Here is a 21529-nt window from a genome sequence, read left to right on the forward strand (position 1 = left end):
CGCGCCTACGTGTTTTAGAGTTTGCGCAGCACCGAGAAGAACATTGCATCTGTGCCGTGCTTGTGCGGCCACATCTGGACACTCGGATATCTACCGAGGTCCTCCATGTCGCACGCAAGCGGGTGTGCGTCTAGCTCCTCCACCTGCCCCTGATTGGCTTTTAGCAGCTGGTCGACAATCCCACGCGTTTCACGCAGATCTGGCGAACAGGTGGAATAAACCATGACGCCGCCGGGGCGCAGCAAATCAAGCGCGGCGGAGGCCAGCGCGTACTGCAGGCCTGTGAGTTCCTCGATGTCTGATTCCTGTTTGCGCCAGCGCGCATCCGGGCGTCGGCGGAGGGCCCCCAGGCCAGAGCATGGTGCATCGACCAGAATACGGTCATATCCCTTGGCTAGCCCGCTGTCGCGCCCATCGGCGACGTGCACGTTTACGGGAAGGCCCTCACAGGACTTTTCCACGAGTGCCGCACGGTGGGCTGCCGGTTCAACGGCGTCCACCCGGGCCCCGTCGACGCGTGCCAGCCCACCCAGCAACGCTGCTTTGCCGCCGGGTCCTGCGCACAAGTCCAGCCAGCGCCCAGAGTCCCCACCGACTGTGGGGGCCTCTGCGAGCGCACGGGCAATGACCTGGCTGCCCTCATCCTGAACCTGGGCGAGTGACTGCTTGACGGGCTCCAAGTCTCCGGGGTCGCCGGATTCAAGGTAGACGGCGTAGGGGCTGTAGGCCCCCACTTCTCCACCGATCAGTACAGCAAGCTCTTCAGCGCTGAGCTCGCCGGGGCGGGCCGCCAAGTGAACAACCGGCCGTTGCGAATCAGCCTCGAGCGCTGCCTCAAGGTCATGCATGCCCAAGACTCGAGCGAAGCTCTGAGCAATCCACTCGGGGTGGGAGTGTCGAAACGCCAAACGTCCAAGCTCGGTGCTCGGTTGTAGTCGATCAAGCCAGACCTCAACGGGGGTGCGAGTGACCGTCCGCAAAATGCCATTGACGAAGCCTCGGGCCCGTTCCTGCCCGAGGTAAGCCACCAATTCCACGGTCGTGTCCACGGCTGCATGCTGCCCCACCCGGGTGAACAACAATTGGTACACACCCAGGCGCAACGCCGCCCGCACCTCCGGGGCCAAGGACTGCAGCGGCCGGCTGGACACCTTGGCCAACACGGCGTCAACAATCCCCTGAGCACGCAACGTGCCATAAAGAAGCTCGGTTGCGAACGCGGCATCGACGCCGCTGAGCTTTTCAGCTCGCAGCAGTTTCGGCAAGACCAGGTTGGCGTAGGCTCCGTGCTCGCTGACCTCAATCAAGGCGCGGACGGCAACGATACGCGGTGCATCTACCCTGCCGCGTTGCGCCTTGTTCGAGCCACGATCGTTGGAGTCACGGTTGCCTCGGGCGTATGTGCTTGACGCTCGATTGCCGGATCGGCGCTGGTTCGAGTTGGTCTCCCGGGCTGGTGTATGCCCGGCCGACCTATTCGATGATTGCCTCTGAGTGGAGCGAGAACGAAAGCCACCAGCCATGTTTAAGAAAACCTCATCCCATCAATGTTGGTGCCGCGCGCAAAGTCCTCAGCAGCCACCATTTTCTTACCCGGCGCCTGCAGCACGCCCAGCTGAACAGCACCATCTCCAGTGCCGACAAACACCGCCGACTTGGTCGTCTTAATCAGCCCCGGCTCTAAGCCAGGCTCCTGCGCGGGTATAACCGGGCCGATCTTGAAGCGTTGATCCCCCAATTGCGTCCACGCACCGGGAGCCGGCGTGTGCGCACGAATGGCGCAATCAACCGCGTTCGTCGATTGATTCCAGTCGATGCGGGCATCCTCTTTGGTGATCTTTGGTGCGTAGCTCGCCTCGCCAGACTGTGCACGCAGCGCGGCTGTCCCCTGGCTCAACTGGTCCATCGTGTCGACGAGCAGCTCCGCCCCGCGATAAGCTAAGCGCGTCAACAGATCATCTGCCGTATCAGTGCCTTCGATCGCGTACTCGCGCATGGCGATCACAGGGCCAGTGTCCAGCCCTTCGTCGATGCGGAAGGTAGACACGCCAGTGCTGGTTTGACCAGCTTTAATCGCGGCTTGTACGGGGGCCGCGCCCCGCCACTGCGGCAACAGGGAGAAGTGCAGATTCACCCATCCGTGGGGTGCGAGATCCAGTAGGTCCGGGGTGATGAGGTTGCCGTAAGCAACCACGGGAATGCAGTCGGGGACAAGCTGCTCAAGCTTATGCCGAACCTCCATCCCATCATCCGTGTCTGCTTTGAGGCTGGTGGGGCGCAGGACCTCAATACCATGGTCCAAGGCACACTGGGCCACTGGTGAGGGCTGTAGGCTGCGGCCGCGCCCCCGCCGAGCATCGGGGCGGGTCAAAACAGCGACAACCTCATGCTCGGAGGCCAGTAGTGCTTCGAGGGCTACCACGGCGGGTTCGGGGGTGCCTGCAAAGACAAGACGCATTAGAAAAACCACTCCGATTCGCGAATCGTCTTCATGGCGCGCTTCCTGCGTTCCGGGGTGAGGCGCTGCAGGAAGAGTACGCCATCGAGGTGGTCGGTCTCATGCTGAATGCAGCGCGCAAGCAGGCCTTTAGCCTTAAACTCCACGGGTTCATTGTCCTTAGTGACGCCGCGAACAATCACGGCCTCATGCCGTTCAACCTCTTCGTACACACCGGGGATGGACAGACAACCTTCGCGGACGAGAACCTTGCCGGGTTCTCCTTCTATTGCCTCGCCCTGGTCGTAGTCGGCGCCCTTGACTTCGTCGACTTCGCTGGCGTCGATGGGCTCCCAGACTGGATTGATCACGTGCCCTCTAGCACCTGGGACCTCATGGGAGCAGTCGTAGACGAAGACTCGGCGCAAAACGCCTATCTGATTTGCGGCCAGGCCCACCCCCTGCTGTTCATCCATCGTGTCGAGCATGTCGCTGACGAGCTGTTCCAGGGTGTCATCGAAGGATGTGACCTCCTCTGCGCGCGTACGCAGCACCGGGTCACCGAATAGACGGACGGGGCGAATACTCATGCCGACCATCCTAGCGCGCCGCCACATGCGCGTTGTCATTCCCGTCTGTACAGCGACTAGCCGATGTTCAGCGGGTCTACCTGCACGCGCAGTGGCAGGTTTTCTTTGCGTACTGCCCGCTGAACGAGCGCCGATTTCAATGCTTTGCCCAACGCATTGCGTGACGCCAAGGGACAGCGAACCAGCATGCGTTGCGCGGGCCCGTAGGTTCGCGCATCGTAATCGCCTGGCAGTGTCGTTCCGGGTGGTAGATCGACAGGCCCGAGGATTTCCGTGCCTTCGGGAAGCTCGGAGCTCTGCTGCAGCGCATCAAAAAACACGCCGAGGGAGTGCTCTGGTCCATCCACCGCGGCCATGTGCGCGGCCGGCGGAAGGTGAGTATCTGCACGTTCAGCAAACTCACGGGCAGCAGCACCCGCAGCGTCAAAACGAATGAGGGACTGCACCACCGCAAGACCCGGGTCTGCCACAACGACGACCTCTCCCCCACGCTCGTAGGGTCGGACCAATGACGCCGCGTTCATCCAACGCCCCAACGCTTGCTCACCGGCCCGAAGATTTTGCTGGCCCAGAAAAGCCCAAGTATCCAGGATGACGAGGGCGCCATATCCCTGCTCGGCAACAGGCTCAGCCCCTGGCGTCGCAATCACAATGCGTGGGCTATCTGCCACCTCGCCCACCACATGGGAACCTCCCGAAGCGACAACAGGATAGCCGGGAAAAGCCCGACCGAGTTCTTCGGCTGTGCGCTCACTACCGATCACTACCGCGCGCAGCCGCATCGCGCCACACTCAGGACACCGATAGCGAGCATCCGCACGACCACACCACCGACACGTCGGCGCGACTGGTTCATCGCCCTCGGCATGCGGCAGGCTCAAAGGGCCGTGGCAGTGCCTACAACGTGCTGGCTCCCGACAACTCCCACACGCAAGCGTCGGGACATAGCCCTTGCGCGGCACCTGGAACAACACCGGCGCCCCAGACTCCAGGGCCTTACGAACCACTGCAAAGGCCACGCCGGGAATGCGGGCGGTGCGCGCGCGTGGGTCCCGATCCAACGCGGCGTCATTGTCCCCCACTGCGCGAATCCGTGGGCACACGGCACGTAGAACCGGGGTCGGGGCAATTAGATTATGCGCCCAGCCACGCTCAACCAACAGGTGGGTTTCGGCCGTACGATGAAAGCCACCAATGATCATCGCGCAGCCCGATTGCGCGCTACGGGTGGTCAACACTTCACGGGCATGTACATACGGGGCGCGCGGATCAACCAGGTTATCGTCGCCGTCGTGCAAAAGCACCGCCAGCCGCAAGTCCGCCACAGGCGCGAAAGCCGCACTACGCGTACCGATGACGATCCTCGACCGGCCCAGCAAAATATCCACAAAGCGCCGGTAGCGGGCCTGCGGGCCAAGCTGGGAGTGAAACACCGTGATGTGTTTAGGGCTCACGTGTTGCGTACAGGCAGTGAGCAAACGGTCAACATCTCGCTGATCCGGGACCACCACCAAAACGCCGCCCCCGACCAAGGCAGTTTTGACTATGAGTGCGCCCAGCGCTTGCAGCCACTCCTGTCCGGGCAACATCTGCCACGCAGCACGCGCAGGCGCGCCACCCAAAACAGCATCAACAAAAGACTGACCATGGGCGTAGGCCATCCAGTCGGACAAATCCGGTTCGGATACCTCGCCCAGTTCCTCCCATGTTGTGGTTGATGCGAGTGCGGCCTTTTCTGCAGTGGCGTGGCGTGGCGGAATGGCGGCGCGAATAATGTCGCTTCGAGTTCCGGCATAGCGCAGGGCCAAGGAATCAACCAGCCGTGCGGTAGCCGGCGGGTAGACCACCAGCTCGGATATCACCCGGTCAATCCACGCAAGCTCACCGTTATGATCGGTGTCTGACAGGCGCTCAATGATCAGGGCGTCAACCTTGCGGCCAGCAAAACGGACGCGAACACGCACACCCGGCTGGGCTGCGGCGCTTAAATCCTCCGGGACCTGATAGTCATAAAAGCGGTCCAGCTGCGGAAGCCCCAACAATGGAACAACGCGCGCCACCGGCCTGTCTGAGGCGGGGACGCGCGGAGTTGATGCCATAAGCCCGATAGTTTACACGGATACAGCGAAAGCGTTAGGCGATACCTGCTGCAGCCTTGAGCTCATTAACACGGTTGACTTGCTCCCAGGGAACGTTGAGGTCATCGCGGCCAAAGTGCCCATAGGCTGCGGTCTGCGCGTACATCGGGCGCAGAAGGTCAAGCTCCCGGATGATTGCTGCGGGACGAAGGTCGAACACCTTCTCCACTGCAGCCTGGATGCAGGAGTCAGTGAGCCCCTGCTGGGCGGTGCCGAAGGTTTCGACGTAGAGCCCGACGGGCTTGGCTCGACCGATGGCGTAGGCAACCTGAACCTCGGCGCGGTGTGCCAAGCCAGCTGCGACGATGTTTTTGGCAACCCAACGCATCGCGTACGCGGCGGAGCGGTCGACCTTGCTGGGGTCCTTGCCGGAGAAAGCGCCGCCACCGTGGCGTGCCATGCCGCCGTAGGTGTCGACGATGATCTTGCGTCCGGTCAAACCTGCGTCGCCCATGGGTCCACCGAGGATAAAGGAGCCGGACGGATTGACCAGCAGCTTGAAATGCTCGCCCAGGAGATTCGACAGTTTGCTTGCCTCGACAACGGGCTTAACCACGTTGTCCAGTAGTTGGGTGTACAACCAGTCTTGGGTGATGCCCCGGTCATGCTGGGTCGAAATAACGATGGTGTCGATGTAGAGCGGCACACCGGCATCATCGTAGGCCAGGGTGACCTGGGTTTTACCGTCGGGGCGTAGGTGGTCAACGATGCCTTCTTTACGGACTTCGGTCAGGCGACGTGCCAGCTTGTGGGCCAGGGAGATTGGCAGCGGCATAAATTCTGGGGTCTCGTCGGTGGCGTAGCCGAACATCAGGCCTTGGTCACCCGCGCCGTTTTGGTCTTCCACCTCGGCGTTTTCGCCACTGCGTACCTCGAGCGCGGCGTCAACACCTGCGCCGATTTCCTGGCTCTGCTCGCCGATGGCGACGGTCACGCCACAGGTGGTGCCATCGAAGCCAACCTCAGAGGAGGTGAAGCCGATGTCGCGGAGCTTGTTGCGGACCAGTTGGGGGATTTCGACGTAGCCGTCGCAGCGAACCTCACCCACGACGTGGACGAGACCGGTGGTGACTACGGTTTCAACGGCGACGCGCGAGTGGGGGTCGACTGCGAGCATGGCGTCGAGGATAGTGTCGGAGATCGCGTCGCAGATCTTGTCCGGGTGTCCTTCGGTGACCGATTCGGAGGTGAATAGGCGCACTGTGTTGGCGTTGTTGGCGTTGTCAGCCACGGGGTTGGTCCTTCCAGCCGCTGTGTGCGGCGCGAGGTGAAGCGCTTAAGGTGTTCGTAGCCAATTTAGACCAAGCGGTCTAGATGTGCAAGCTGTCGAGAATTGCCGATGCGACGACCAGCTTGGATGCGCGTTCAACGTCGGTATATCCGCCGTCTTTGTTAACCAGCCAGCCTGCGTTGGTCGGTTGCCCAAAGACCTTATTGACACCTACCTCATTGCACATCAACACATCACACCCTTTGCGGACGATCTTCTGCTGTGCATATTCGAGCGCGCTGTGCTTATCGTCGCCTGTTTCGGCCGCGAACCCGACGATCGTGAGGTTGGGGTTGTCGCCCGCGTCGCGTTGTTTCACGACAGTCGCAAGGATGTCCGGATTTTCCACCAACTCGATACTGCGCAGTTCATCGGCACTGCCCTTTTTGATTTTTGACGTCGCGGTATCTGCGGGCCGGTAGTCAGCTACTGCAGCAGCCATAACCAACACGTCTGCTGCAGCCGCGCCATCGGCAAACACTTCCGCGCGTACCGCATCAAGCATGTCTTGAGCTGAACGAACAGGGACGATTCGCGCCGAAATCGGAGCGGGCATGTCATCGACGTTGCCGGTGATCAGCACCACCTCTGCGCCCCGCTGGGCCGCCATTTCGGCTAGCGCAAAGCCTTGCTTGCCCGAGCTCCGGTTAGAGATGAAACGCACCGGATCGATGTCTTCAACGGTGCCGCCAGCTGTGATGACAACCTTTCGACCGTCGAGGTCTCGTGCAAAATTAGCGCCGTCCACCGCTGCCAGTGCTAGCTGATGGATTTGCTCTGGATCCGGCAAGCGGCCCGGTCCGGAATCACTGCCTGTCAACCGGCCATGGGCGGGATCAATGACGATGACGCCGCGTTCGCGCAGGGTAGCCACATTCGCTTGGGTCGCTGGATGCTGCCACATTTCGGTGTGCATCGCTGGTGCCACGACGACGGGGCAGGTTGCCATCAGCGCGGTTGCTGTGAGCAGATCGTCGGCGCGACCGGCAGCCAGCCGGGCAATAAGGTCAGCCGTAGCCGGCGCTATGACCAACAGGTCAGCATCTTTACCCACGGAGACGTGGCGAACCTCGTCAACCGCATCAAACACGGTTGTTGAGACCGGGTTTCCCGATAGAGCTTCGAAGGTAGCGGCACCAACAAAACGAAGCGCAGACTCTGTGGGCACTGCGGTGACTTCATGGCCTTGTTCTTTGAACAGGCGAATCAGGTTGCAGGCTTTGTATGCGGCGATTCCCCCCGCCACGCCGACCACCACATTCAAGCGTCCGGGCTTGTCTGTGGGTTGCTTTGTTGCGGATTCACTCATGTTTTTCCTCATTGACAGCGGGGAGTCCGGAGACCTTGGGTGGTGGGTTTTAAAAAAACCTCCCCGGGGCGCTTTGCCGCGGGGAGGTTTCATAGTGATCAAAAGCTACGAGGAGCTAACGCATGCCGCAGTGTGCGACCACGCTAGTTTTAGCCTTCGACGTGTTCGAGCAAGCCGCGGTCGATTTCGCGGAGCGCGATGGAAAGGGGCTTTTCGTTGTCCTTGGGGGTAACGAGAGGCCCAACGAACTCGAAGACACCTTCGTCAGACTGGTGGTAGTAGCTGTTGATCTGACGGGCCCGCTTGGCGGCGAAGATGACAAGCGCGTACTTGGAAGAAACCTTCTTCAGCAGGTTGTCAATCGGCGGTGCGGTAATACCAATCGGATCATCGAAGATGGCATCGTTGACCGAATTTTCTTGGTTAAGGACGTTTGTCACATTAAGCCTTATCGGTTGGTTTAAGAAGAATTGAGCGAAGCTCGTTGACTGCACGGTCGACGTCTTCGTTGACCACCACGCTATCAAACTCGTCTTGAGCAGCGAGCTCAGCTTTGGCGGTGGCGAGGCGACGTTCAATCACCTCTGGCGTTTCGGTGCCACGCCCGGTGAGACGCTCGACGAGGATCTCCCAGGACGGTGGAGCAAGGAACACGGTTACGGCATCGGGGCGAAGGGCTTTGATTGAGCGAGCACCCACAAGGTCAACTTCAACGAGCACCGGGCGCCCCTCGTCTAGGGCCTGCTGTACAGGTTCTGCGGGAGTGCCGGAGCGCTGGATGCCTCCATGGATATCAGCCCATTCGAGCATTTCGCCGTTATCGATGCGACGCTGGAACTCGTCCTTCGTCACAAAGAAGTAGTCGACACCGTCGACCTCGCCGGGGCGAGGCGCTCGGGTCGTCATGGATACCGAAAAGTATAGACCGGGAACTTCCTCGCGAAGACGCTGGACAACCGTAGATTTACCCACGGCAGAAGGGCCAGCTAGGACAACTAGCGAGCCCTGAGAATCGCCGGACATACCTGTGTTACCTCGCGTAATTATTCGCCGAAGCCAAAGCGCTCGAGGAGGGCGCGGCGCTGACGCTCGCCCAGGCCACGAAGACGACGGGTCGAAGCAATCTCGAGCTCCTCCATGATCTCCTTAGCCTTGACCTTGCCTACCTTGGGCATAGCCTCGAGCAGTGCGGACACCTTGGTCTTGCCGATGATCTCGTCGGTCTGAGCCTGCTCGAGAACTTCCTTAAGGTTGGTGCCGCCGCGCTTGAGCTTTTCCTTCAGCTCTGCGCGTGCCTTGCGTGCCTCAGCGGCCTTCGCGAGGGCTTCCTTGCGCTGCTCATCGGTCAACTTGGGAAGGGCCACGGGGTTCCTCCATCTAGATTGCGGTTATATAACCGGGGATTATTGTTAATAGCTGCGGTGAGCGCCCAAGATTTATGGGACGCACCGTCGCGGACACACAGCATAGCGCCTTTGAGTCAAAGGTCGACCATTGCATCTAAATTGCAACGGTGTGTTCCACGAAGCTTGGATCAGTGTAGCACCATCATCATAAAAACACAGGTCGCTACCCCATTATGCCAGCTCACTGCCTTGCTTCAGACTCTCTATTGCGTTGAAAAATCGTCGCTGAACTGCGGTTTTGCGCCGCCATTTTCACCGCTTTTTCACCGCGTTCGCGCGTGTTGCATCCCCCTAGATCTGCCCCTCCACAGGCTATTGTTGAATGGGTGATCGGCGTTATCCAGGGTTTTAGCATCATCTTTGCGGTGATAGCTGTCGGCTATGTCCTCGCCCGCCTGCGCATCATCGGTGGGGATGACCAAAGGTTGGTGCTCAACCGGGTGGCTTTTTTCGCCGCCACACCTGCGCTGTTGTTCACCGTCGTTGCACAGTCCCCCGCCCACCACTTGTTTTCCCCCGTCATCGGTGTGCAGGCACTTAGCGCCATCCTCACAGCAGGGGTCTTTGTGTTGCTAGCCTTCAAGTGGTTCCCCTCCGACAAAGGCAGCACAGTCATGGGGGCGGCATCCACCGCTTACGTTAATTCGAACAACATCGGTCTTCCCGTTGGGATCTACGTGCTAGGCAACGCCGCCTACGTGCCTCCCCTTTTGGTGCTCCAACTGGTTGTCTTTACCCCGGTTATCCTCGCGCTCATCGCTCCTGGGAAGGCTCTCGCTGCAGTGAGGCAGGCAGTAGTCAGCCCGATCGTCATAGCCACTGCAGCTGGACTGGTGGTGTCGCTCGAACAATGGTCGGTTCCAGAATTCATCTGGGAGCCTCTGCACCTGTTAGGCGGCGCGTCCATCCCGATGATTCTTTTGAGCTTCGGAGCATCGCTGCGTGACGCCCGCCCTCTCTCTGAGCCTACTTATAGACGCGCTGCCCTCATCGGAACCGCTCTGAAGGTTGTAGGAATGCCCGTGTTTTCCGCACTCGTCGCGTTGGCCCTGGGCTTGCGTGGCGATGCCCTCTATGCCTCCATCATCCTCGCTGCACTGCCCACCGCGCAAAATGTCTACAACTACGCCGTCACATACCAAAAGGGGACGGTGGTGGCCCGCGATGTCATCTTATTGTCGACGTTCATCGCTCTACCAGCAATGTTGATCGTGGCGATGGTGTTTGGCCGCTAGCGGACATCTCAACCCTTCGTCACAAGCGCCCACCCAGCACAGTGCACTGGGTGGGCGCTCGATGAGCACGCACTCTACCCGACGGGGAAGTCCGCTGCTGCTTGCTCTACGGCTGCACGCAGAGCGTCGACATCGGGGCCGTGCTTAAGGATGCCTCGGGAAACGTTCGGGAACACCAGGTGCGCGCAGTCCCCTGCAATGCGGGCGACGTCCTGCGCGCTACCGCCCTGAGCACCCACACCAGGCATCAAAATGGGCCCATTGAGCTTATCTAACGCCGGTGGATTATCCAGCGTCGCGCCAACAACCACGCCCACATTGCCAACACTGCCCTGCTGCCTATGGGGCGCATTGGACTCTGCCGCGCAATCAACCATCATCTGCGAGGTGCTGACGCCGCGGGGGTTGAGCGTGTCTTGGACCTGACGGCCCTCCGGGTTGGAGGTAGCAGCCAGTACGAATGCCCCGCGACCGGTAGCCTCCGCTTGCTCTAACACGGGGTCCAGGCTGTGGTAGCCGAGGAACGGAGACACAGTCACCGCATCGCTGCACAAGGGGCTGGAGTCATCCAGCCAGGCCGTCGCATAACCGGCCATGGTCGAGCCGATGTCGCCGCGTTTAGCATCGGCGACAACCAAGGCGCCGGCTTCCCGCAGGTCTGCGATAGCTTGCTCCAACACCGCGAACCCTTGGCTGCCGAAGGTCTCATAGAAAGCCACTTGGGGTTTGACGAAAGCCGCGGTGTCTTTGAATGCCTCCACGCAGATCTGGGTGAAGGTGCGTAAGCCCGCGACGTCAACACCCAATCCCCACGCTTCGAGCAGCGCAGCATGAGGATCGATGCCGACGCACAGCCGGCCACCCCGCTTGCCGGCTAGCTCAACAAGACGATCACCAAAAGTGACAGTGTGCCCCGACATTAGGCCTGCACCTGTTCCTCGGGGGCTTTGTCGCCGGAGTGGTCGATCTCCTGCAAAGCGCGAACGGACAAGTCACCGGCGCGCAGGGCCTCAATACCCTGCACAGCTGCTGTGACGCCCTGAACGGTTGTGACCAGGGTGACGCCGCCGTTGACCGCTGCAGCGCGAATGTCGTAGCCGTCGTGGCGAGCACCGGAGGATCCAGCGGGCGTGTTGAGGATCAGATCCACTTCGCCGGCCTTGATGATGTCGACGATGGAGCGTGCGTCTGGGTTCTCTCCGGACTCTTGCATGCGCTTGATGTCGGACTGCTTGAACACGGTTTCACACTCGACACCATTGCGGCGCAGCATACGGGCGGTACCGGCGGTGGCCAGCATGCGGAAGCCCAAAGCAGCAAGACGCTGGATTGGGAAAATCAAGGTGCGCTTGTCGCGGTTAGCGACGGAGACAAACACTGTGCCCTCGGTGGGCAGCGCGCCATAGGCACCGGCTTCAGCCTTAGCATATGCGGCACCGAAGTTGTCTGCCAGGCCCATGACCTCACCGGTGGACTTCATCTCAGGGCTGAGCAAGGTGTCCAGCATGTGGCCTTCCCACGTGCGGAAACGGTTGAAGGGCAGCACCGCTTCTTTCACCGCGATGGGTGCATCCAGCGGCAGGGAGCCACCGTCGTGATCGGTGGGAATCATGCCCTCCGCCTGAAGCTCAGGAATGGTCGCACCGAGCATGATGCGCGATGCTGCCTTGGCTAGCGGCACACCCGTCGCCTTGGAGACGAAGGGCACGGTGCGCGATGCGCGGGGGTTGGCCTCGATGACGTAGAGGATGTCGTCCTTCAGAGCGAACTGGACGTTCATCAAGCCCTTCACCCCGATGCCATGAGCCAGGGCCTCGGTGGAACGGCGCACGTTTTCGATGTCTTCTTCACCGAGCGTCATCGGAGGCAGGGCGCACGCGGAGTCACCGGAGTGAATACCGGCTTCCTCGATGTGCTCCATCACGCCGGCGAGGTAGACGGTCTCCCCGTCGCAGAGGGCGTCGACGTCGATCTCGATAGCGTTGTCCAGGAAGCGGTCGACTAGGACCGGGTGGTCAGAGGTGATTTCGGTTGCGCGGTTGATGTAGTCCTCGAGTGAGGCCTCATCGTAGACAATTTCCATCCCGCGGCCGCCAAGAACGTAGGAGGGGCGCACGAGCACCGGGTAGCCGATGCCTTCGGCCACTGCCTTTGCTTCTGCAAATGACGTCGCGGTGCCGAATGCTGGCGCGGGAAGTTGCGCCTTGCGCAGAACTTCACCAAATTCACCACGGTCTTCGGCGAGGTCGATGGCTTCGGGGCTGGTGCCGACTACGGGAACGCCTGCGTCGCGCAGGCGCTCTGCTAGCCCAAGCGGGGTTTGGCCGCCGAGCTGAACGATGACGCCAGCCACTGTGCCAGACTCGCACTCAGCATGGTAGACCTCCATGACGTCCTCGAACGTCAAGGGCTCGAAGTAGAGACGATCAGCGGTGTCGTAGTCGGTGGAGACGGTCTCGGGGTTGCAGTTGACCATGACGGTCTCGTAGCCAACGCGGGACAGCTCGAGTGCTGCGTGGACACAGGAGTAGTCGAACTCGATGCCTTGGCCGATGCGGTTGGGGCCGGAGCCGAGGATGATGACCTTCTCACGCTCGGTCTGGGGGGCGACCTCAGATTCCGCAGCGGGATCAAGCTCGTAGGCCGAGTAGTGGTAAGGGGTCTTGGCTTCGAACTCGGCGGCACAGGTGTCGACGGTCTTGAATACCGGACGAATACCCAGGGACCAGCGCAGGCGGCGCACGCCGTCTTCGCCTGCAAATTCTGGGCGCAAAGCGGCAATTTGCTTATCGGACAGGCCGAAGTACTTTGCGGTGCGCAGCAGATCCTGGTCAAGAACGGGGGCGTCGATAAGCACCTGTCGGAAATCGACCAGATTCTTCAGTTCAGCGAGGAACCACGGGTCGATGCCTGAGGCCTCGTAAACCTCATCGACGGTAGCGCCAAGGCGTAGCGCTAGCTCAGCATCGTAGAGGCGCCCTTCGGTAGGACGCTTGAGGTCTTCAAGCACAGCGGCTTTGTCTCCGGCGCGCTCCCCTGCGAAGCTTTCGTCGGGAACCGTCCAGAAACCATTCTGCTTGTTTTCCAGCGAACGCATGACCTTGCCGAGAGCGGCAATGTAGTTGCGGCCCAAGGCCATGGCTTCACCCACGGACTTCATCGTTGTGGTCAGGGTGTCGTCTGCGCCGACGAATTTTTCAAAGGCGAAGCGAGGCGCCTTGACGACGACATAGTCGAGTGTGGGTTCGAAGGCTGCAGGGGTTACACCAGTGATGTCGTTGGTGATCTCATCAAGGGTGTAACCAATGGCTAGCTTCGCGGCGATTTTTGCGATCGGGAAGCCGGTGGCCTTGGAAGCCAGGGCGGAGGAACGCGACACGCGCGGGTTCATCTCGATAGTGATCAGACGGCCATCTGTGGGGTTGATGGCGAACTGGATGTTGCAACCACCTGTGTCCACACCAACCTCTCGAAGAATAGCGATGCCCTGGTTACGCATGATCTGGAACTCACGGTCGGTCAGGGTCATGGAGGGGGCGACGGTGACGGAGTCGCCGGTGTGCACGCCAAGTGCATCCACGTTTTCGATGGAGCAGACCACGACGCAGTTGTCGTTGGCGTCGCGCATCAACTCGAGCTCGTATTCCTTCCAACCAAGGATGGATTCCTCAATCAGAACGTTGGCTTCGGGGGAGGCTGCGAGGCCACCACCTGCGATGCGTTCGAGATCTTCATCCGTAAAGGCAAGGCCTGAGCCTAGACCACCCATGGTGAACGAGGGACGAACCACGACCGGCAGACCAAGTTCTGCAACGGTTTCACGGACTTCTTCCATGTTGTGGCAGACCCGGGACCGTGCGGATTCTCCACCGATCTTGGCGACAATATCTTTGAACTTCTGACGGTCTTCACCACGTTCGATGGCGTCGATGTCGGCACCGATGAGTTCAACGTTGTACTTCTTCAGGCTGCCGCGGCGATCGAGTGCGATGGCTGCGTTGAGAGCTGTCTGCCCGCCGAGGGTTGCGAGCACCGCATCGATGGGGTGCCCTTGCTCGATTTCGCGCTCGAAGATCTTCTCGATGTATTCCGGCTGGATGGGTTCGACATAGGTGTGGTCGGCGAACTCCGGGTCGGTCATGATCGTCGCCGGGTTGGAGTTGATCAGCGTGACCCGCAGGCCTTCTTCTTTGAGCACTCGGCAGGCTTGGGTGCCGGAGTAGTCGAATTCGCAGGCTTGGCCGATGACGATCGGGCCAGAACCGATGACGAGAACGTGGTTGATGTCGTTGCGTTTCTGCATTTACTTGGCACCTTCCATGAGGGCGATGAATTGGTCGAACAAGGGGTTTGCGTCGTGGGGGCCCGCGGCGGCTTCTGGGTGGTACTGCACCGAGTAAGCGCTGCCATCGACAAGGGCGACGCCCTCAACGACGTCGTCATTGAGGCAGGTGTGGGTCACTTGTGCAGGGCCGAAGTCAGTGTCGAACACTTCGCCAGCCTTGCCCTTAAGTGCAAAACCGTGGTTTTGGGCGGTGATGTCGATCTTGCCCGTGAGGTGGTTTATCACCGGCACGTTAATGCCGCGGTGGCCGAACTTGAGTTTGTAGGTTTCCATGCCAAGTGCTCGGCCGAGGATCTGGTTGCCGAAGCAGATGCCAAAGAAAGGAATTTTGGCTGCGAGAACTTCCCGAACCACGTCGACCATGGCGTCGGCAGTTGCTGGGTCGCCAGGGCCATTGGAGACAAAGACGCCGTCCGGGTTGTGTTCCTTGATCTTGTCAAAGTCGGTATTGGCAGGAACAACTACGGTGCGGATACCGCGAGCGGCAAAATTACGGGGCGTGTTGGTTTTGATGCCCATGTCGAAGGCGACCACGGTGAAGCGGGCTTCGCCTTCTGGTTCGACGATGTAGGTGTCGTCAGCAGACACATCACCAGCCAGATCGGCGCCCTGCATCGAGGGTTGGGAGCGCACGATCTCAAGTAGTTCTTCCTCGCTGCGCGCAGCGTCCTGGCCGCTGAAAATACCAGCCGCGATGGAGCCCTCGGTGCGCAGCGCACGGGTGAGTGCTCGGGTATCGACGCCGCGGATACCGATAATGCCCTGCGCCCTCATCTCCTCTTCGAGGCTACGCGCAGAACGCCAGTTGGATACGCGCTGGGCTAGGTCGCGGATAACTAGGCCAGCAACCCAAATCTGGTCGTTACGGGATTCGCCATCTTCATCATTCCAGCCAGTATTACCGATCTGTGGTGCGGTGCACACGACGATCTGACGGTGGTAGGACGGGTCCGTCATGGTTTCCTGGTAACCGGTCATGCCGGTGGTGAAGACTGCTTCACCGAGTGTTGTGCCTTGCGCACCGAAGGCGAAGCCCCGGTAGGTTTTGCCGTTGGCGAGAACCACGATCGCGGGGGTGAACTTGTCTGTCACTGTGTCATCTTTCTGGTTGTGCTGGGCACTCACTGCAATTTTCCTTCTACTCGCGGTTCTGCTTCGGCCTGAGCCTGCTGGTCGTCTTCGAGGCTGTATGTCACGTGTCCGCGAAGCACCGTGGCGGTAACGCGGGTGCTAAATTCCATGCCCTCGTAAGGCGTGTTGTTGGACTTCGAGCGCATATCTTCGCCGTTGGCAACCCACGTGTGGTTGGGGTCGACAAGGGTGAGGTTCGCGGGCTCCCCCACTGCAATCGGTCGACCATGGCCGGGCAGGCGAACGATTTCGGCGGGTCGCTCAGACATGACCTTCGCTACGAAACGCCAGTCAGCAAGACCCTGCTTGACGAAGAGGTCAGCGATGATGGCCAGAGAGGTTTCCAGCCCGAGCATGCCTGGGCGGGCCTTTTCGAATTCGCAGCACTTGTCTTCGCTGCCGTGGGGCGCGTGGTCGGTTGCGACGCAGTCGATGGTGCCGTCAAGCAGCGCTTCCCGCAGAGCGATGGTGTCGTGCTCTTCACGCAGGGGTGGGTTGACGCGATTAACGCCATCGTAGGTGTCTAGGCGCTGGTCGGTGAGGATCAAGTGGTGCGGTGTCACCTCAGCGGTCAATGAGATGCCTTGGCTCTTGGCCCATTTGAGGAGTTCGACGGTTCCGGTGGTGGAGGCATGGCAGATATGTACGCGGCCTCCGTAGTCCCGGCCGAGTAGCGCGTCGCGGGCGACGATCATTTCCTCAGCTGCACGCGGCCAACCGCGAAGGCCAAGACGTGCCGCCATGTCGCCTTCGTGAGCTACTGCCCCCTCAGTCAGATGAGGTTCTTCGCAGTGTTGGGCGAGCAACACATCGGCAGCGCGGGAATACTCAATCGCGCGACGCATGAGCTGCGGGTTAGCCACGCAGAGACCGTCGTCGGAGAACATGCGCACCTTGGCTTCGGAGCGAGCCATCATGCCGAATTCAGTGAGCTCTTTACCTTGCAGACCTTTAGTAATGGAGCCGACGGGGTGAACGTCGCACAGTCCGATCTGTTGGCCTTTGGCCCACACGGATTCCGCGATAATCGGCTGGTCCATGACGGGGATGGTGTTAGCCATGGTGAACACCGCTGTGAATCCGCCCTTGGCTGCGGCTGCGGAACCGGTTGCAATGGTTTCGGTGTCTTCCCGGCCTGGCTCGCGCAGGTGAACGTGAATGTCGACCAGGCCGGGCAACAATACCGCGCCCTTGCCTTCGATGACGCGATCAGCCTGAGTATCCGACGCGGCGTCGACATCGGTGATCACGCCATCTTCAATGACAATATTGACGCCGTCGGTCTCACCGTAGGGTTTAACGTTGCGGATCAACACGGTGCCGGCAAAGGGGGCAGCCAAGGTGCCAGTAGCTGGGTAGGATGCTGCGTTATCGGCGTTGCTCTTGCCGACTGGTTGCGAATCTGCTGTGTTCATTACTAGAAGGTCCCTTCGCTGGTGTTTCCGCCGACAAGCAAGCTAAACAACACGGCCATGCGGACATGCACGCCATTGTTTACCTGTTGTAGCACTGCAGATTGCGGGGCGTCAGCCACCGCGTAGTTAATTTCCATACCGCGCAGCATCGGGCCGGGGTGCATCACCACAGCGTGTGGCTGCAGTCGTGCCAAACGCTCTTTGGACAGCCCATACAGCGTTGCGTATTCGCGATGTGAGGGGAAGAAACCACCCAGCATGCGCTCCTGCTGCACACGCAACATCATCACCACATCGGCGTCATGAAGCTCTGAGTCCATGTCGAAACTGGTGCGCACCGGCCAGGTTTCCACCCCTGCGGGCATCAACGTCGGGGGTGCGACCAGCACGACTTCCGCGCCGAGGGTAGTCAAAAGGTCAACGTTGGAACGAACAACCCGCGAATGCAAGCAATCGCCCACAATAACTACCTTGAGGCCCTCGATGCGGCCGAGACGCTGACGCATGGTGACCGCATCCAGCAAAGCCTGGGTTGGATGCTGGTGCGCGCCATCACCGGCGTTAATCACGCTGGGTCCCACGCCTGTCGCTGGATCAACCACCCACTCAGACAATTGCTGGGCGGCACCGGAAGAAGGGTGGCGGATGATAATCGCATCTGCCCCGATAGAGCGCAACGTCAGGCCGGTGTCTTTGAGTGACTCGCCTTTTTTTACGGAAGAAGAGGAAGCAGAAATGTTGATCACATCCGCGCTCATCCACTTTCCCGCAGTTTCAAAAGAGGAACGGGTTCGCGTCGAGTTTTCGTAGAAGAGGGTAAAGATCGTGCGGCCACGCAAGGTCGGAAGCTTCTTAACCTCCCGATCTGACAAAGCTTCGCGGAAGCGATCGGCCTCATCCATCAAGCCGATGATTTCATCGGCTGACAGATCCCCAATGTTAAGCAGGTGTTTCATCAGAGCTGTTCTCGATTCTGTTGTGCCTCGCAGCTATCGCCGGCCGATCGTGCGGAGTGCCGCAGCAGCACCACGGCGTCATCACCATCGATCTCTTCCAGGCGGACCTCAACGTCTTCAGCACGGGAAGTAGGAATATTTTTGCCCACGTAATCTGCGCGGATGGGTAGTTGGCGGTGTCCCCTATCCACGAGCACGGCGAGCTGGATCTCTTCAGGACGTCCCTCGTCACGCAGCGCATCTAAAGCCGCGCGAATCGTGCGTCCCGAGTACAGCACGTCATCGACCAAGACGACCGTGACGCCATCCACTCCACAATCCGGAATGTACGTCGGCTGCAAAGCGCGGTGGGGTTTTGAACGCAGATCGTCACGATACAAGGTGACATCAATTGCCCCAGTCGGAACATCCACCCCCGAAAATTCCGAAATTTTATCCGCCAAACGGCGGGCCAAGGGAACACCCGCAGAGGGAATACCCAACAACACGACTTTCCCTGCGCCATGGGCGTCGAGAGCAGTCTTTTCTATAATTTGGTGCGCGATGCGCGCGATCGTTCGAGACACATCATCTGCAGACAGCAGCTCAGTGACATCGACACGTTCAATGTCGCTCATCGTGACCTCCTTCCCCGCCTCTCAGTGCGGTCCGTTAAAGGATGTCTGACAGCATCCAACATTATCAGCACAGGCGTACTCTAACCACCCCATCTTTGTGTGTGCCTGCCCACGCCCCGCACGCTTTCGTGCACAATGGGTGGGGTGAGTATCGAAACCAGCCACTTCATCCCCTACCCGCGCAACATCGTATGGGACTGGCACAGCATGCCAGGGGCAGTCGTCAGACTAACCCCACGCAACGTGCCTATGCAGCCGGTTCAACAAGCAGACAACCTAGCCAGCGGTCTCACCCGATTCAGTCTGCCGGCCGGACTCGTCTGGGATGCACAGCATGAATTAGCGGGCTACCGAAAAGGCCATCGATTCGTCGACGTCTGCACCAGTGCGCCAATTAAGCTTTTCTCCCAGTGGCGCCACGTCCACACCTTTAAAGATGAAGGGCCCCACGGCACCACCATCACCGACAGCGTGAGCACGCGAGTACCGGCACAGGCACTCAAGAGTCTGTTTGCCTTCCGCCAGCACGCACTGGTCGGCGACCTCAACGCTCTAGCGCGCATAAACGCGACCGCACCAGAGTCCATGTACGCTGATCCCTCAACTGACTCCGAGGCACTGCCCTCTGTGTTGTCACTGGGTCTACCCGATAATCACAGTCTTCGGCCGCTGACCGTTGCTGTCACCGGCTCGCGGGGTTTGGTTGGCCGCGCGCTGACAGCTCAACTCACCACAGCCGGGCACAAAGTCATTCAGCTGGTTCGAGGCGATGCCAAACCTGGACAACGCCATTGGAACCCCCAGCGCCCCGACCCAGATCTTCTCGATGATGTCGACGTCCTGATCCACCTCGCTGGCGAACCGCTGCTCGGTCGTTTCAACGATGAGCACAAAAAGGCCATCTACGATTCCCGGGTATACCCCACCGCCAAGCTCGCTGAAGTCGTCGCATCGAGTCCTCGCTGCGCCACGATGGTATGCGCCAGTGCGATCGTTTTCTATGGTGCAGACAGGGGCGAAGAAAAACTCACTGAAAACTCTGAGCCCGGCGAAGGTTTTCTCGCCACAGTATTTAAGGATTGGGAAGCCGCCTGCGACCCCGCCCGCGAGGCTGGTAAACGCGTCGTTAACATTCGTACAGGCGTCGTTCTAGCAGCCAACGGCGGAGTGCTCGCAGTGCTCAAAATGCTGTTCAGCGCCGGTTTGGGTGGGCCTTTTGGTGAGCGTAACCCATGGTTTTCCTGGATCAGCTTGGATGACCTAACCGACATTTACATGCGGGCAGCCATAGACCCCGCGCTCGAGGGGCCAATAAACGCTACCGCACCCAATCCCGTGCCCAATACTGAAATGGTCGCGGCACTTGGCGCCGAACTGAAGCGACCGACCATCATTCCCATTCCCTCGATCGGCCCCAAGCTGCTTCTTGGAACCGAGGGGGCAGAAGAACTCGCACTGGCGAACCAACGCGTGCTCCCAGAACGCCTCAACGACCTCGGTCACCAGTTCCGCCACAGCACTATTGAAACCTGCCTCGCCCACGAGCTTGGGGGCGAAGAACTACTGCACCACGATAAGGAAGGCACCCATGCCGACTGACGCCACCAATGACAGCACGCACGCCGATGCCTGCACCCCGGTCGACGCTGCCCGCGTCCGCGCATTCGCAGACAAACTGGGTGTCACCGCGACGCTCAGTGGGACCACCGTGGCCTACGCATATCCGGAGGTCACCTTCGGTTTCTCCGTTCTAGACATTCCGCAACAGCCCCAGCAGTTGGTTAGCGAAGCCGTGTGGTCTAGCGCCGTGCCAGCGCAAGACGCACCCCTGGTACTCGCGGCATGCAACGAATGGAACCTCCACAACATCACACCAGCCCTGCACTTCATCGAACCCGGCGGTGATCACGCAGGCTACCTCGCGTTACGCATGCACCGCTCGGCGATCGTCGATGCAGGGTTGAGCGACAACCAACTCGGCGCATTCATTACAACCACTATTGAACTTGGGCGGCGGTGTTGCGCGTGGCTTGAAACCCAATTGCCCAACGCCATCAACCCAGCCGATGCTAAAGGACAGAAAAAACCATGACTGACCCTCACGCTACGTCTGGCTTGGCCAGCACCCCAGGAAACGTCGAAGTCACCATGCAGCGTCTGTGCGAGGCCATGGAAAGCTTCGGAGTGACCCTCCAGACCCACGAGGTTGAACAGCCCGATGCCCCAGAGGTCATGAACGCCGAAGTGGCCACCGCTAACCTCAACGGGTACAACATGTGCTTCGCGCTCATGGGTGGCGCATTTCTCGTTGTCAGGGCAGACCGTCAGTTAGACATCCCGAGCCAAGAAGGCGACCCTGTCCCCTACCTAGCATGCAACCAAGCCAACGCAATGGAATTCGGGGCGAAATGCTGCATTTTCGATAGGGCGGACAACCTGCTGCTTCGAGTCGAACGGGAAACAATTGTCGGTGCCGGGATGAACGATCAACAGCTCATCCAAGCCCTGCGCTCAAGCGTTGACTACACGCTACTGATCCAGCAGCGCCTGGAGCAGGCGATTCAAGCACTACGCACCACAGACTAAACCAATAGCTCCTACGGCTTCTTGGTCCACTGAGGCCAGGAGCCTCGACGCTAAAGGCCCTAACTAGTTACCTAGCTAGGGCCTTTAGATGCTT

Annotated in this window: 19 protein-coding genes; 4 read left to right on the top strand and 15 right to left on the bottom strand. The window is 60.0% G+C overall.

The genetic code is table 11. The features are described 5' to 3' along the window. Positions 1-14 precede the first annotated feature (14 nt). The 9 genes from L1C91_RS00765 to mihF all read right to left on the bottom strand — a co-directional run bounded on the left by L1C91_RS00765 (position 15) and on the right by mihF (position 9108). Positions 15-1523: an RsmB/NOP family class I SAM-dependent RNA methyltransferase gene (locus L1C91_RS00765; RefSeq protein WP_234857550.1), complete on the bottom strand. Its 1509-nt coding sequence runs from the start codon at positions 1521-1523 to the stop codon at positions 15-17. Positions 1524-1525: 2 nt separating this feature from the next. Then, the gene (gene fmt, locus L1C91_RS00770; RefSeq protein WP_234857551.1) at positions 1526-2458 is read right to left on the bottom strand and encodes a methionyl-tRNA formyltransferase; all 933 of its coding nucleotides are present in this window, start codon (positions 2456-2458) and stop codon (positions 1526-1528) included. Continuing rightward, a complete protein-coding gene (locus L1C91_RS00775; RefSeq protein WP_234857552.1) occupies positions 2458-3027 on the bottom strand; it encodes a peptide deformylase in 570 nt (189 codons plus the stop codon). The genes fmt and L1C91_RS00775 overlap by 1 nt, the downstream gene beginning before the upstream one ends. Positions 3028-3083: 56 nt before the next feature. Further along, entirely contained in the window at positions 3084-5126 is a 2043-nt protein-coding gene (locus L1C91_RS00780; RefSeq protein ID WP_234857553.1) for a primosomal protein N', read from the bottom strand. A 34-nt stretch (positions 5127-5160) separates the two neighbouring features. Next, the gene (gene metK / locus L1C91_RS00785; RefSeq protein WP_234857554.1) at positions 5161-6396 is read right to left on the bottom strand and encodes a methionine adenosyltransferase; all 1236 of its coding nucleotides are present in this window, start codon (positions 6394-6396) and stop codon (positions 5161-5163) included. A gap of 79 nt (positions 6397-6475) precedes the next feature. Further along, the gene (gene coaBC, locus L1C91_RS00790; RefSeq protein WP_234857555.1) at positions 6476-7744 is read right to left on the bottom strand and encodes a bifunctional phosphopantothenoylcysteine decarboxylase/phosphopantothenate--cysteine ligase CoaBC; all 1269 of its coding nucleotides are present in this window, start codon (positions 7742-7744) and stop codon (positions 6476-6478) included. 149 nt (positions 7745-7893) lie between these two features. Next, positions 7894-8184 (bottom strand): DNA-directed RNA polymerase subunit omega, encoded by a 291-nt coding sequence (rpoZ, locus tag L1C91_RS00795; RefSeq protein ID WP_234857556.1) that lies wholly within the window; start codon positions 8182-8184, stop codon positions 7894-7896. Between the two features lies 1 nt (position 8185). Further along, complete coding sequence (gmk, locus tag L1C91_RS00800; RefSeq protein WP_234857557.1) at positions 8186-8767, bottom strand: guanylate kinase; 582 nt, start codon at positions 8765-8767, stop codon at positions 8186-8188. A gap of 20 nt (positions 8768-8787) precedes the next feature. Next, positions 8788-9108, bottom strand: a complete 321-nt coding sequence (gene mihF / locus L1C91_RS00805; protein WP_020976331.1) for an integration host factor, actinobacterial type — start codon at positions 9106-9108, stop codon at positions 8788-8790. A 368-nt stretch (positions 9109-9476) separates the two neighbouring features. On the opposite strand from mihF, the gene L1C91_RS00810 reads away from it, so the two are divergent. Then, a complete protein-coding gene (locus tag L1C91_RS00810; RefSeq protein WP_234857558.1) occupies positions 9477-10385 on the top strand; it encodes an AEC family transporter in 909 nt (302 codons plus the stop codon). A gap of 74 nt (positions 10386-10459) precedes the next feature. Here the strand turns inward: L1C91_RS00810 and pyrF are convergent, their stop codons facing one another. Genes pyrF through pyrR form a run of 6 tightly spaced genes read right to left on the bottom strand, consistent with a single transcriptional unit; the run spans position 10460 to position 18849 of the window. Next, entirely contained in the window at positions 10460-11305 is an 846-nt protein-coding gene (gene pyrF, locus L1C91_RS00815) for an orotidine-5'-phosphate decarboxylase (protein WP_234857559.1), read from the bottom strand. Beyond that, entirely contained in the window at positions 11305-14688 is a 3384-nt protein-coding gene (gene carB / locus L1C91_RS00820) for a carbamoyl-phosphate synthase large subunit (protein WP_234857560.1), read from the bottom strand. The genes pyrF and carB overlap by 1 nt, the downstream gene beginning before the upstream one ends. Then, positions 14689-15855 carry a glutamine-hydrolyzing carbamoyl-phosphate synthase small subunit gene (gene carA / locus L1C91_RS00825; RefSeq protein ID WP_234857561.1) on the bottom strand — a complete coding sequence of 389 codons (1167 nt, stop codon included), beginning with the start codon at positions 15853-15855 and terminating at the stop codon, positions 14689-14691. After that, positions 15852-17276 (bottom strand): dihydroorotase, encoded by a 1425-nt coding sequence (locus tag L1C91_RS00830; RefSeq protein ID WP_234857562.1) that lies wholly within the window; start codon positions 17274-17276, stop codon positions 15852-15854. The genes carA and L1C91_RS00830 overlap by 4 nt, the downstream gene beginning before the upstream one ends. A gap of 2 nt (positions 17277-17278) precedes the next feature. Continuing rightward, positions 17279-18232 (bottom strand): aspartate carbamoyltransferase catalytic subunit, encoded by a 954-nt coding sequence (locus L1C91_RS00835; RefSeq protein ID WP_234857563.1) that lies wholly within the window; start codon positions 18230-18232, stop codon positions 17279-17281. Continuing rightward, entirely contained in the window at positions 18232-18849 is a 618-nt protein-coding gene (pyrR, locus tag L1C91_RS00840; protein WP_234857564.1) for a bifunctional pyr operon transcriptional regulator/uracil phosphoribosyltransferase PyrR, read from the bottom strand. The genes L1C91_RS00835 and pyrR overlap by 1 nt, the downstream gene beginning before the upstream one ends. 144 nt (positions 18850-18993) lie before the next feature. On the opposite strand from pyrR, the gene L1C91_RS00845 reads away from it, so the two are divergent. From L1C91_RS00845 to L1C91_RS00855, 3 genes are read left to right on the top strand one after another with little or no spacing between them, the layout of a single operon-like run. Next, positions 18994-20448, top strand: a complete 1455-nt coding sequence (locus tag L1C91_RS00845; protein ID WP_234857565.1) for a TIGR01777 family oxidoreductase — start codon at positions 18994-18996, stop codon at positions 20446-20448. Further along, complete coding sequence (locus L1C91_RS00850; RefSeq protein ID WP_234857566.1) at positions 20438-20941, top strand: YbjN domain-containing protein; 504 nt, start codon at positions 20438-20440, stop codon at positions 20939-20941. The genes L1C91_RS00845 and L1C91_RS00850 overlap by 11 nt, the downstream gene beginning before the upstream one ends. Continuing rightward, positions 20938-21435 carry a YbjN domain-containing protein gene (locus tag L1C91_RS00855; RefSeq protein WP_234857567.1) on the top strand — a complete coding sequence of 166 codons (498 nt, stop codon included), beginning with the start codon at positions 20938-20940 and terminating at the stop codon, positions 21433-21435. Before L1C91_RS00850 ends, L1C91_RS00855 begins: the two co-directional genes overlap by 4 nt. The last annotated feature ends 94 nt before the right edge of the window (positions 21436-21529 follow it).

The organism is Corynebacterium argentoratense, assembly GCF_021491455.1.
In the GTDB taxonomy this organism is placed as follows: domain Bacteria; phylum Actinomycetota; class Actinomycetes; order Mycobacteriales; family Mycobacteriaceae; genus Corynebacterium; species Corynebacterium argentoratense_A.